The 12713-nt window shown below is 39.3% G+C and carries 14 protein-coding genes; all 14 read left to right on the top strand.

Annotation, left to right across the window (positions count from 1 at the left end; genetic code table 11):
* Nucleotides 1-13 precede the first annotated feature (13 nt).
* The 14 genes from AC3WSK_RS20620 (at nucleotide 14) to hisIE (ending at nucleotide 12653) form a co-directional block, all read left to right on the top strand.
* On the top strand, nucleotides 14-1243 hold the full coding sequence (locus AC3WSK_RS20620) for an EAL and HDOD domain-containing protein (RefSeq protein ID WP_492414429.1): 1230 nt from the start codon (nucleotides 14-16) through the stop codon (nucleotides 1241-1243).
* Between the two features lie 622 nt (nucleotides 1244-1865).
* Entirely contained in the window at nucleotides 1866-2714 is an 849-nt protein-coding gene (locus AC3WSK_RS20615; RefSeq protein WP_079563783.1) for a YitT family protein, read from the top strand.
* A gap of 52 nt (nucleotides 2715-2766) precedes the next feature.
* Nucleotides 2767-3084, top strand: coding sequence for a cytochrome c551 (gene cccB, locus AC3WSK_RS20610; RefSeq protein ID WP_427483987.1), 318 nt, complete (start codon nucleotides 2767-2769; stop codon nucleotides 3082-3084).
* Nucleotides 3085-3344: 260 nt separating this feature from the next.
* Nucleotides 3345-4280 carry an HPr(Ser) kinase/phosphatase gene (gene hprK / locus AC3WSK_RS20605; protein ID WP_492535124.1) on the top strand — a complete coding sequence of 312 codons (936 nt, stop codon included), beginning with the start codon at nucleotides 3345-3347 and terminating at the stop codon, nucleotides 4278-4280.
* Nucleotides 4281-4332: 52 nt separating this feature from the next.
* Nucleotides 4333-5154: a prolipoprotein diacylglyceryl transferase gene (gene lgt / locus AC3WSK_RS20600; protein WP_079563780.1), complete on the top strand. Its 822-nt coding sequence runs from the start codon at nucleotides 4333-4335 to the stop codon at nucleotides 5152-5154.
* 12 nt (nucleotides 5155-5166) lie between these two features.
* The gene (gene ppaX, locus AC3WSK_RS20595; RefSeq protein WP_492414428.1) at nucleotides 5167-5808 is read left to right on the top strand and encodes a pyrophosphatase PpaX; all 642 of its coding nucleotides are present in this window, start codon (nucleotides 5167-5169) and stop codon (nucleotides 5806-5808) included.
* 4 nt (nucleotides 5809-5812) lie between these two features.
* Nucleotides 5813-6355 (top strand): acyltransferase, encoded by a 543-nt coding sequence (locus tag AC3WSK_RS20590; protein ID WP_079563778.1) that lies wholly within the window; start codon nucleotides 5813-5815, stop codon nucleotides 6353-6355.
* Nucleotides 6356-6925: 570 nt separating this feature from the next.
* Entirely contained in the window at nucleotides 6926-8098 is a 1173-nt protein-coding gene (locus AC3WSK_RS20585; protein ID WP_492414427.1) for an ATP phosphoribosyltransferase regulatory subunit, read from the top strand.
* Nucleotides 8091-8714, top strand: coding sequence for an ATP phosphoribosyltransferase (hisG, locus tag AC3WSK_RS20580; RefSeq protein WP_427483985.1), 624 nt, complete (start codon nucleotides 8091-8093; stop codon nucleotides 8712-8714). The genes AC3WSK_RS20585 and hisG overlap by 8 nt, the downstream gene beginning before the upstream one ends.
* Nucleotides 8715-8776: 62 nt before the next feature.
* Nucleotides 8777-10051 (top strand): histidinol dehydrogenase, encoded by a 1275-nt coding sequence (gene hisD, locus AC3WSK_RS20575; RefSeq protein ID WP_492414426.1) that lies wholly within the window; start codon nucleotides 8777-8779, stop codon nucleotides 10049-10051.
* A gap of 4 nt (nucleotides 10052-10055) precedes the next feature.
* The gene (hisB, locus tag AC3WSK_RS20570; protein WP_079563774.1) at nucleotides 10056-10655 is read left to right on the top strand and encodes an imidazoleglycerol-phosphate dehydratase HisB; all 600 of its coding nucleotides are present in this window, start codon (nucleotides 10056-10058) and stop codon (nucleotides 10653-10655) included.
* Nucleotides 10652-11284, top strand: coding sequence for an imidazole glycerol phosphate synthase subunit HisH (hisH, locus tag AC3WSK_RS20565; protein ID WP_427483982.1), 633 nt, complete (start codon nucleotides 10652-10654; stop codon nucleotides 11282-11284). The genes hisB and hisH overlap by 4 nt, the downstream gene beginning before the upstream one ends.
* Nucleotides 11278-12039 (top strand): imidazole glycerol phosphate synthase subunit HisF, encoded by a 762-nt coding sequence (gene hisF / locus AC3WSK_RS20560; RefSeq protein WP_492414425.1) that lies wholly within the window; start codon nucleotides 11278-11280, stop codon nucleotides 12037-12039. The genes hisH and hisF overlap by 7 nt, the downstream gene beginning before the upstream one ends.
* Complete coding sequence (gene hisIE, locus AC3WSK_RS20555) at nucleotides 12036-12653, top strand: bifunctional phosphoribosyl-AMP cyclohydrolase/phosphoribosyl-ATP diphosphatase HisIE (protein ID WP_079563771.1); 618 nt, start codon at nucleotides 12036-12038, stop codon at nucleotides 12651-12653. Before hisF ends, hisIE begins: the two co-directional genes overlap by 4 nt.
* Nucleotides 12654-12713 lie beyond the last annotated feature (60 nt).

Genomic DNA, 12713 nt, shown 5'->3' with positions numbered 1-12713 from the left:
GGGGGGCGACGAAATGGAAGTATTTATCGGCAGACAGCCAATTTTTAACCTTCAGGAACAAATCGTTGCATATGAATTATTATATCGCAGCAAAAACGTGAATGCTTTTCCAATGGTCGATTCAGATGCTGCCACAATTGATGTATTAGTAAACTCATTTCTTTTAATTGGCATTGAAGAGGTAACAGAAGGAAAACCTAGTTTTGTTAATTTTACAGAAAACTTGCTTATGAGTCCTTTAAATGAATACATAAATCCATCGCAAGTTGTTATTGAGATTTTAGAGGATGTCCCTATTACAGCTCAGTTAGTCGAGAGAGTTATTGAGCTCAAATCATATGGGTTTAAAATAGCATTAGATGATTTTATTTTGGATGATCAAGTACAAGTTTATGATGAGTTATTTACTTATATCGATTATATAAAAGTTGACTTTTTATCGTCACCACTACTTGAGCGAATGGAAATAGAAAATAAAGTGAAAGAAAATTTTCCTCACATAAAATTGCTCGCTGAAAAAGTAGAGACACGTAAGCAATTTGAAGTGGCGAAGCATTCTGGCTATGAATTGTTTCAAGGCTATTTTTTTGAACAACCTCAAATAATTACAGCAACCGATATACCTGCGAATACGATTCAATATTTATATATTATTACGCTATTAAAAGAAGAGGAGCCTAATATACAGTTATTGGCGGAAAGTATTGAGCGTGACATTTCATTAACATATAAATTATTGCATATGGTTAATAATTCAGAGTTGCGTTCTAAATCCAAGGTTCGTTCGATAAAACAAGCGATTATATTACTCGGGGTTCCAAATTTACGAAAGTGGATTTATTTATTGGCGATGCGAGAAATTGACAGGAATACTGATAATGATCTGTTTAAAGAAGTCATGCGTACATCTTTATTTAGAGCAAAAGTATGTGAGAAATTAGCCAAGCTTTCCTATAAGAAAAATTTCTCTGAATATTTTTTAGTTGGGATGTTTTCATTAATAGACACTATGTTGCAAAGACCGCTGAATGTTATTTTACAGCAGCTCCCTTTTTCAGAAGACATTACAGCAACGCTTTTAGGTAATCAAACTGAAATGACACCTTATTTGGAATTCAGTTCTGCGTTAGGCAAGTTAGATTGGTCTACATTAGAAAGGTTAGCTCCTCAGCTTACTATTGATTTTTCAACTATTGATCTTTTATACAATGAAGCCATGGAGTGGGCAGAAAAGTCTTTATAAAAATAAGAATCAATCATAGTTTTTGTTTAGTGGAATAGGCCGTTAAGTATATAAGCTATCTTAAAATATTTTTAAGGTAGCTTGTTTTTATGTTTATAAAGCTTGCCATTAGTTGATTGGAGAGGAGACTGGGCGACTCTTCGGGGATTAGCGATTTAGAGGAACGAAGGCTAAGAGCATCACGTCCTGTGATAACACCTTCGTGACCAACATCCTGCTGCTGCCGCTACGTTGCACTCACGCTTTCGCGCAAAAGACATTTGTTGGCCCGAGACTCTGCAGCGAGCCTCGCGAGTGAAGAGGCTCATCGGACGCTCCCAGGAAGCTCTGCTCTGCGCGAAAGCGAAGCATCAGCGGCAAATGTTTTAACTGTGCGAAAGCGTAGCGGCAGCAAATGTTTTATCTGTGCGAAAGCAAAGCGACAGCAACAACAAAGCGCCCAGTCGGAACGGAAATCAACCACACGTTATGATGATGAATCTAATTGTCATAAGTGTCATACATAATGCAAATTATAAAAATACATGTTCCTTCATCAAGACGAAGTTCTCAATGCGAAAACTATTTGCTATAATCATCTCGTCTTTGAAAAATTCTGAAAGCTGAAGTGGACGTGGGGGAAATGAATCAAATTCATGATGTAAGGGAAAGCATTGTGGAGTATGTGTACGTCATAGTAGGAGCTGCAATTATTGCTATCGGCTTTAATGTATTTTTACTGCCAAATCAAGTAGCTTCTGGCGGAGTAAGCGGAATTAGTACAATTTTAAACGGTTTATTTGGTTGGAATCCTGGCTTAGTACAATATGCATTTAATATTCCATTATTTATAGCAGGTATATTATTACTTGGAAAGAAGTTTGGGATAAAATCGTTTATTGGAACAGTGACATTACCGTTCATTGTATTACTAACGAACAGTTGGAGTCCTTGGACAGATAATCCTTTACTCGGTGCACTATTTGGGGGGATTGTAGTCGGTATAGGAATAGGACTTGTTTTTAAGGGGAATGCTTCTACTGGTGGCACTGATTTACTAGCGCAAATTATTACAAAGTATACTGGAATTACGCTTGGTACAAGTGTACTTTTAATTGATGGGATTATCGCAATTAGTGCAGCAATTGTTTTCGACTTAGAGAAAGGTTTGTATGCCCTGATTGGACTTTATGTCACGACAAAAACGATTGATATTATTCAGCTCGGCTTTAGTCAGTCTAAAATGATTTACATTATTACGATGAAACAAGATGAGGTACGTGATGCCATATATGCCGAGATCAATCGAGGAGTGACAAAGTTGCCTGCAATAGGTGGTTATACAGGGGAAGCTCGACCAGTTTTGATGGTTGTGGTTTACCAAACAGAATTCACAAAGCTGAAACAACTCATTAAAAACGTTGACCCATCAGCGTTTGTGATAGTTTCTAATGCTTATGAGGTGTTGGGAGAAGGTTTCAAACGTGCATAACTTTGGTATAATGTCGGGGAAAGATACTTATTTACTTTGAGGAGGGTCCCTATTGAAAAAGGCAATGTTAACATTAGCTATTGGTTCAGCAATCTTCTTAGCTGCTTGTGGTGGAGGTAAAACGGTAAATGAAGGTTCAAAAACTACTGCACCAGATGGCGAAACAATTGCAATGAAATCTTGTATTACTTGCCATGGTGGTGAACTACAAGGCCAAGGAAATGCACCAAAAATTAATGATGCTGGCTCTCGTTTTTCGGAAGCTGAACTTTTAGATATTATAGAAAATGGTAAAGGTTCAATGCCTTCTGGTATTGTTAAAGGCGAAGATGCAAAAGCAGTTGCTAAATGGCTGGCAACTCAAAAATAAAATGATCATGAAACTAGCGGGGCTGGAGAACCGCTAGTTTTTTTATGTGTAGAAGTTTTTAGTCATGTAGACAGAGTGTAAATATAGTTCTTTTAAACTTAGACATGCTAAAATAAAGTGAAGCTGCAATCAGTAAGCTGATTGCTAGTTGAACCAATCAGGTGTATACAGCTAGTTAATTTCCACGAATAGCGGAAATTTTACTGACTGTTAACACAGACAAAACATATTCAATTCCTTTGAATGGAGGTTACAAAACATTGGTCGTAGTATTAACAAGAGACGTTATGGAGAAATTTAAGTTAGAATTGTTAGCTGGTGAGGAAGGAATAGGAAGAACGATTGTTACGAGTGATATTTCAAGACCAGGGCTTGAAATGGCGGGATATTTTACGCATTATCCTGCAAATCGAGTGCAATTGCTTGGAAAAACTGAACTGTCATTTTTTGAAATGTTACCTGCAAATGTGAAACTGGAACGCATGCGTCTACTATGTTCGCAGGATACGCCAGCTATTATTATTTCTCGGGATTTAGAGGTACCGAAGGAACTTATACAGGCGTCCAATGAAAAACATGTACCTGTATTTAAAACACATATGACAACAACGAAATTTTCGAGTAGACTAACAAACTATTTAGAAGGTCGCTTAGCACCAATGACTGCTGCTCATGGAGTTTTGGTGGATATATACGGCATCGGTGTACTCATTATCGGAAAAAGCGGTGTGGGGAAAAGTGAAACAGCACTTGAGCTTGTCAAGAAGGGGCACCGTTTAGTGGCTGATGATTGTGTAGAGATCCGTCAGGAGTCAGAGAACTTTTTAATTGGTAGTCCACCGCCTCTTTTAGAACATTTACTCGGAATTCGAGGCATCGGTATTATCGATATTATGACCCTTTTTGGAGCAAGTGCGGTACGCCCGTACAAGCGTATTACATTAGTGATCGAATTAGAAATATGGGATCCAGAAAAAGTATATGATCGTCTAGGTTTAGAGGAAGAGAAAATGAAAATCATTGATACGGAATTAACGAAGTTAACGATTCCTGTAAGACCTGGACGAAATGTGTCTGTTATTATTGAAGTAGCAGCAATGAATTATCGTTTGAAAAAAATGGGTGTTAATGCAGCCGAAGAGTTTTCTAGACGATTAGATGAGGTGATTTCATCAGCGGATGAATTAGATGATTAATTGTTCGTTAATAGGATACAATAGCCTATATGATAGATGAGAGGAGTTTAAGATGGATTTATTATTATTAGATATTAATCCGATTGCTTTCCATTTAGGACCTATCCCTGTTCGTTGGTATGGGTTACTAATTGTATCGGGTATTATTTTAGCTTATTTTGTTGGACAAAGAGAGGCTGTTAAGAGGGGCCTACCGGAGGAGTTTCTTGCGGATTTATTACTATGGGCTGTTCCTATATCCATAATATGCGCACGTATTTATTATGTAACGATGCGTTGGGATTATTATAGTGAAAACCCGGGGAAGATTATTGAAATTTGGAATGGTGGTATCGCTATTCACGGTGCACTTATTGGGGCATTTTTGACAGGTTACATATTCACTCGTAGAAGAAATATAAGCTTTTTACGAGTAGCAGATATTGCGGCACCGAGTATTTTAATTGGACAGATAATAGGACGCTGGGGAAATTTTATGAACCAGGAAGCTTATGGTGGTCCAGTATCACGTGAATTTTTAGAACAATTAATGTTGCCAGACTGGATTATTAATCAAATGTATATTGAAGAATTAGGAACTTACGTACATCCTACTTTTTTATATGAATCCGTTTGGAACTTCATTGGGCTAATTATTTTACTAGTATTACGCAAAGTAAATTTAAATCGTGGGGAAATATTCTTCAGCTATTTAATTTGGTATTCAATCGGTCGATTCTATATAGAAGGTATGCGTACAGATAGCCTGTATTTAGTAGGGGATTTACGTTCAGCTCAGGTTGTTTCAATCATAGGCATTGTAGTGGGTCTTGGTGCGATTATTTACCGTCGTATAAAAGTAAAACCCGCAGTGAAATATTTAGATAATAAATAGGGGGTTTGAAAAGTGACTGTAAAAGCATTACTATTTGATTTTGATGGCACATTACTCAATACAAATGATTTAATCATTCAAACATTTATGCATGTTTTAAACGAGCGATTTCCCGGGCAATATTCGCCAAAAGATTGCCTGAAATTCCTTGGCCCGTCCCTAAAACAGACATTTAGTGACATTGCTCCTGGTGAAGAGGAAGCAATGATTACAAAATATCGTGAATATAATGAAGAGCATCACGATGAGCTTGTCACTCAATATCCTGATGTGGTCTCAACTTTAGAGCAATTAAAGGATATGGGCATCAAATTAGCGATTGTGTCTACAAAGCGTAATGGGATGATTGACCGCGGATTATCTGTACTAGGAGCAAATCATTTATTTGATATCCGTATTGGCACGGATGATGTGAAAAATGTAAAGCCTAATCCAGAGCCTGTATTGCTTGCGCTTGAACGCCTTGGAGTAAACAAGGAAGAGGCCATTATGATTGGTGACAATTCCCACGATATTGAGGCAGGACATAACGCTGGAGTTAGAGCAGCTGGTGTCGCATGGGCATTTAAAGGTGAGGAATACTTACAGCAATTCAAGCCGGAATATATGTTACATCATATGACGGATTTATTTGAAATTGTGGAAGCGGGGTAAGTGAATGGCACGTAAAACAGAACGCTATCGTGTCGAAGGGGCAAACTCGCTTTGGAATATTTATGACACGGTGTCCTTTTGGAAGGTGATGAAGTGTTTCATTGTCATTCAAATTGGACGCTTCACACCATTTTTACGTGTGAAAAACTGGTTGTATAGAACTTTTTTAAAAATGGACATTGGTGAACAAACTTCCATAGCTTTAATGGTTATGCCAGATACAATGTTTCCAGAACGTATTCACATTGGTGACAATACCGTTATAGGCTTCAATACGACTATTTTGGCGCATGAATATTTAATAGAGGAATATCGTCTAGGAGATGTTCATATTGGCAATGAAGTAATGGTTGGTGCTAATTCAACGATACTACCAGGTGTAACGATAGGTGACGGTGCGATCGTGTCAGCTGCAACCCTTGTACATAAGGATGTGCCTGCAGGCTGTCTAGCAGGCGGCAATCCTATGCAAATTATTTATTCAGCTGAACAAATGGCGGAACGCAAACGCAATGAAGTAGTGGAATGGTCCACGCCAAAAAAATAATAACATCGAAACTGTGCAATCTTTGCTGTGCACAGTTTTTTTCGTATGGTCACGTATGAAGTTTAATCGCTTTCCAGGAGTGGTACGCGCTATTTTGCTTTTGCATATAAACTTTTAGTTGGCGTTTTCTTTCGCTGCAGAACTATCTGTTGCTATGGGTTTGCTTTTGTACAGACATGCTGAAGTCCGCTTTATCGTTATAAACTATACATGCTATGTGAAGTGGTTGATTGTAGTGGAGACTGGACACCCCCAGGAAAGCGCCCTGTCGGAACGGAAATCAACCACTCGTTTTGCCGAATAGTCATGCTTTATTCAGTTTACCTACACCTTGCTCTGCACAATTTTTGTGTAAAGATTTACTTGTTTAAGGAGAAAAAAGCTTACTCTGTTAATTAAAGTTTAAATTTTTTTATTTTTAAGTATAATTAACAGAATAATCAGTATTGAAATTATTTGATAATTTCGTGGTGTTGCATTGACGGAAAAGAAGAAATAAGTTAGAATTCTTTCATAATCTAATTCTCTAACACTCTAGTGAGTTAAAGTGAATCGTAAGGAAGTGTCAAAATGTCGTCGATTAAAATGTTTGAAAAACCACTTGGAATGCGCGATACATTTCCACAAATATTCGAAAAGGTAGAGACTGTTAGAAATACTGGACGAGACTTTTTATGCCGAAGAGGCTATGAATTTATTAAAACACCTGCAGTAGAGTATTTCGATACAGTCGGTAAAGCATCTGCAATAGCCGATGCGCATTTATTTAAATTAGTAGATAGCCAAGGCAACACGTTAGTATTACGACCTGATATGACAACACCGATTGCACGCGTGGCAACCTCGAAACTATTAAAAGAGATGATCCCAGTACGTCTCGCTTATTTTGCTAGCGTCTTTCGAGCACAGGAAGCGGAAGGTGGACGTCCGGCAGAATTTGATCAAATGGGGATCGAGTTAATTGGGGACAATTCTGTATTTGCTGATGCTGAAGTTATTGTGACAGCTATGGAGTTATTAAAGCATTTTGGATTAGTGAATTTTAAAATGACGATCGGTCATGCAGGTATATTAAATTGTATTTTACAAGATTATACAGAAAGCGTTGAACAACAAAATATACTGCGGGCACTCCTTGTGCAACGTAATTATGTAGGATTTGAAGAAGCGGTGGAATCATTTGATTTACCTAAGGCAAAATCCGATGCATTACTGCAATTTATTGAAGAAGCTATGAATGTTAAAGAAATTCAAGATATTGAAAAATACGTGCGGAAAAATGACGCATTAGAATATATGCAGCAGCTCGCTAAACTACTTGAAATTGCAAACTTAGCGGATTATATAGCCTTTGATTTTACACTTTCTAGTCATATGAGCTATTACACAGGCATGTTATTCGAAGTGTTTGCTACCGGCAGTGGCTTTCCATTAGGCAATGGGGGACGCTATGACGGATTGCTGGAGGTATTTGGCTCAAAAGTAGGCGCTACAGGATTTAGTATTCGCGTTGATCGCTTATTAGAAACATTGGATGGGCAGTCTGTCGAACGACAAGAAGCTACAGTCGTGTTATTTGAGGAAGAACAATTTGAAGAGGCGATTGCAAAAGTAAAAACGCTACGAGCAGCTGGTAAACAGGCAACCTTGCAGTTAAGGAGTAGCCTTGTTGAAGAAGAAGCATTTTTAGCACACTTCACAGAAGTAGTGGTTGTGGGACAGGAGGACGTTGACGGTGAATGAATTAACGATTGCTATGCCGAAGGGACGCATCTTTGACGAGGCATACGAGATGCTTATAGAAGCCGGCTTTAATTTACCAGAAGAAGTCGAAATGTCCCGTAAATTAATGCTTGAAATTCCAGAAGAGAAAATCCGTTTCATATTAGCAAAGCCAATGGATGTGCCTGTGTACGTTGAACATGGTGTAGCGGATATTGGTATTGCTGGGAAGGATGTTTTGTTAGAACAGCAACGTGAAGTGCATGAGTTATTGGATTTGAAAATAAGTACTTGTTATATCGCTTCAGCAGGCTTACCTAATACGACAATGAATGAAATTGCACCAAGAATAGCGACAAAATATCCTAATATTGCAATGAAATATTATAAGGGTATTGGCGAACAGGTTGAAATTATTGAGCTAAATGGTTCGATAGAATTGGCGCCCATGATTGGCTTAGCAGATCGAATTGTTGATATTGTTTCAACAGGCCGTACGCTGAAAGAAAATGGCTTAGTGGAATATGAATTTATTACAGACGTATCATCACGATTAATTGCCAACCCTGTAAGCTACCGCATGAAGAGTGACCGTATTATCGATCTCGTGAAACGTTTAAAGAAATGTGTTAAATAAATCAAGCCTCCTGTTGGAAGGGGCACCTACATGAATTCCTAGATTTAAAGGAGATTAATCCTATGAAAATATTAAAGCTAGAAAAAGGTATTTCCTTAAAGCGACCACTGGAAGGTGGAAATGAGGAACAGTTAAAGGTTGTGCGCCAAGTATTGAAAGATGTTCGTGCACAAGGTGACGCAGCCATACGTTTTTATACAGAAAAATGGGATGGCTTTGCCCCTGACTATTTACGCGTAACGAAGGAAGAGTTAGAAGAGGGCGCTAATACAATTGATCAACGGCTTTATGCTGATTTAACAGAAGCTACTCAAAATATTCGCCTTTATCACGAGCAGCAAAAGCGTTCAGGTTATCGCATGGAGCTTGCAGATGGTTCATGGCTTGGACAACGAATTACTGCTCTCGATGCAGTAGGTCTTTATGTTCCTGGTGGTACAGCAGCATATCCATCATCAGTATTGATGAACGTTATTCCTGCACAAGTTGCTGGTGTCAAACGCATTGTGATGACATCTCCAGCAGGTCGCGATGGAAAATTACCTCCAGGTGTACTTGCGGCAGCGCATATTTTAGGGGTAGAAGAAATATACAAAATCGGTGGAGCTCAGGCGATTGCGGCTCTTGCATATGGCACAGAGACAATTTCTCCCGTTGATAAAATTACAGGTCCAGGAAATATTTTTGTAGCATTAGCAAAACGTGAAGTATTTGGTGAGGTAGCAATTGATATGATTGCAGGCCCAAGTGAAATTGCGGTGTTAGCAGATGACACAGCATTTGCTGATGAAATCGCGGCCGATCTTTTATCACAGGCGGAGCATGATAAATTGGCTTGTGCCATTTTAGTAACGACTTCTGAGCAATTGGCTAAAAAAGTAGCTGATGAGGTGGAGAAGCAATTATCGACTTTACCGCGTGAAGAGGTAGCGCGAGCATCGATAGAAAATTTTGGTGCCATTTATGTGGCTGAAACGATGGCAGATGCCATAGATGCGATTAATTCGCTAGCACCTGAGCATTTAGAAATTGTCACAAAAAATGCTGAGGCTGTAGCGGAGCAAGTACGACATGCAGGAGGTATTTTCATCGGTCGTTATAGCTCAGAACCAGTGGGTGATTACTTTGCAGGGACAAATCATGTTCTACCAACGAATAGCACGGCACGCTTTGCAAGTGGTTTAAACGTTGATGATTTTGTGAAAAAATCGAGCGTCGTCTTTTATAGTGAAAAAACTTGGGCAGAAAATGCACCGAAAATTGCACGTCTGGCACGTATGGAAGGTTTAGAGGGTCATGCGCGTGCAGTCGAATCGCGAGGATGGGAAAAGGAGTAGTACTATGACTGAAAAGAAACGATATGCAAAAGTTGAACGTACAACCAATGAAACACAAATTTCGGTTGCCATCAATTTAGATGGTGAAGGAAAGGCGGATATTGAAACGGGTGTTGGCTTTATGGATCACATGCTTGATCTATTTATCAAACATGGGCTTTTTGATGGGACAATACAAGCGAACGGTGATACCTATATAGACGATCACCATACAACAGAAGACCTCGGAATTGTATTAGGCCAAGCTATTCGTGAAGCGCTAGGTGATAAAAAAGGAATAAAACGTTACGGGACAGCATTTGTGCCAATGGATGATGCGCTAGCACAGGTCGTTGTGGATTGCTCGAATCGTCCGCACTTAGAATATCGTGTGCCACCATTGAAGGAAAAGGTCGGTAGTTTTGATACTGAATTAGTACATGAATTTTTGTGGAAGTTTGCACTTGAGGCACGGATGAATGTTCACGTTATCGTACCTTATGGACAAAATACACATCATATTATCGAAGCTATTTTTAAAGCGTTAGCACGTGCCATCGACGCAGCGGTGGAAATAGATCCACGTGTGAAAGGTGTACCATCGACTAAGGGGCTGTTAACGTGAAAATAGGTGTTATTGATTATGGAATGGGGAATTTATTTAGTGTTGAACAAGCCTTAAAACGACTTGGCTGTGAGGTTGTAGTCACGTCTAACGAGACTGAGCTAGATGCAACAGATGCATTGTTGCTTCCTGGTGTTGGGGCTTTTCCAGATGCTATCAAACGTTTAGCTGAAACGAATTTAGATCGATATTTACAGAAGGTGAAAGCTGAAAATCGACCACTTCTCGGAATTTGCTTAGGCATGCAACTATTATTTGAGCAAAGTGAAGAAGTGACCACTACGAAGGGGTTGGGCTTTTTTAAAGGAAGCATTAAACGATTTAGTGGTGACAACGCAGGGCAGAAGTACCGAGTACCGCATATGGGATGGAATGAGCTCGTAGTAACAGAGCGACCTTTATGGTTAAAGGGTGAAGGAACAGCAAAGCATGTTTATTTTGTGCACTCATTTTATGCGACCGATATTGATGAAACGGAGCTTGTCGCTTATGCGGATTACCGTGGTATTAAAGTTCCTGGCATTGTTGCAAATGGCTCTATTACGGGCATGCAGTTCCATCCCGAAAAGTCAGGTGAACTAGGTGTGTATTTATTAAAGCAGTGGTTGGAGGGGGTGGCATCATGTTAACAAAGCGCATTATTCCATGTCTTGATGTGAAAGAGGGACGTGTTGTAAAAGGTGTACAGTTTGTGTCATTACGTGATGCGGGTGACCCAGTAGAGCTTGCTAAGTTTTATGATGAGCAGGGGGCAGATGAGCTTGTGTTTCTAGATATCTCGGCATCACATGAAGGCCGTGAAACGATGGTTGATGTCGTCCGACAAACTGCAGCTACATTAGCCATTCCATTCACAGTAGGTGGTGGAATCCGTACATTAGATGATATGAAACGCATTTTACGTGCAGGTGCTGATAAAGTATCCGTGAATACTTCTGCTTTAGAGCGACCGGAGCTGATTAAAGAAGGTTCTGATTTTTTTGGCGCACAATGTATTGTTGTCGCTATTGATGCTCACTTTAGTGAGGAAGATGCTACATGGATGGTTTATACGCATGGAGGACGAAATAAAACAACATGGCAGGCAACTGAGTGGGCAAAGGAAGCGGTTCGCTTAGGTGCTGGTGAAATTTTATTAACGAGTATGAACCAGGACGGCGAGAAATCAGGTTTTGATTTAGCCTTAACAAAAGCTGTGAGAGAAGCTGTGACAGTTCCTGTTATTGCAAGTGGCGGTGCAGGGAATGCCGACCATTTTTACGAGGTATTAGCTGAAGATGTCGATGCAGATGCAGCACTTGCCGCATCCATCTTCCATTACAAAGAAACGAGCGTAGCACAAGTAAAAGAGTACTTACGTGAAAAAGGAGTGGCAGTAAGATGATGGACAGCATTAAATTTGATGAAAAAGGTCTTGTCACTGCGGTAGTACAAGATGCGAATACGAAAGAAGTACTAACTGTAGCCTATATGAATAAAGAATCTCTAGAAAAAACAATTGAATCGGGAGAAACATGGTTCTTCTCACGTTCACGTCAAGAGCTCTGGCACAAAGGGGCAACTAGTGGCTATACACAAAAAGTTGTATCAATTAAAGCGGACTGTGACGGTGATGCATTAGTCGTGGAAGTAATTCCTGCTGGCCCAGCTTGTCATAATGGAACAACTTCTTGCTTTACAGAAATTATTCAGCAAAATGCCAAAGTCGGATCTGTTGAGATTCTTTCTAAACTTACCAATGTTATTGCGAAGCGTGAGCAAGAAATGCCAGAAGGGGCGTATACTACATATTTATTCGATAAAGGAATCGATAAAATCTGTAAAAAAGTTGGAGAAGAAGCGACTGAGGTTGTTATAGGTGCTAAAAATCGTGATACAGAAGAAGTAAAATGGGAAGCTGCCGATTTAATTTACCATCTACTCGTTTTACTACAAGAGCAAAAAGTAAGTGTTTATGACGTTTTACATGTGTTAGAAAAACGTCATGAGGAGAAATAACGGCATATTGCTTATTGTATGTTATAATAGAAGTTACTGTGTAAAGGAACGTATCATACG

It is taken from the genome of Lysinibacillus sp. EB271-A1-10B, assembly GCF_058791335.1.
This window is presented reverse-complemented; position numbering and strand designations above follow the sequence as displayed.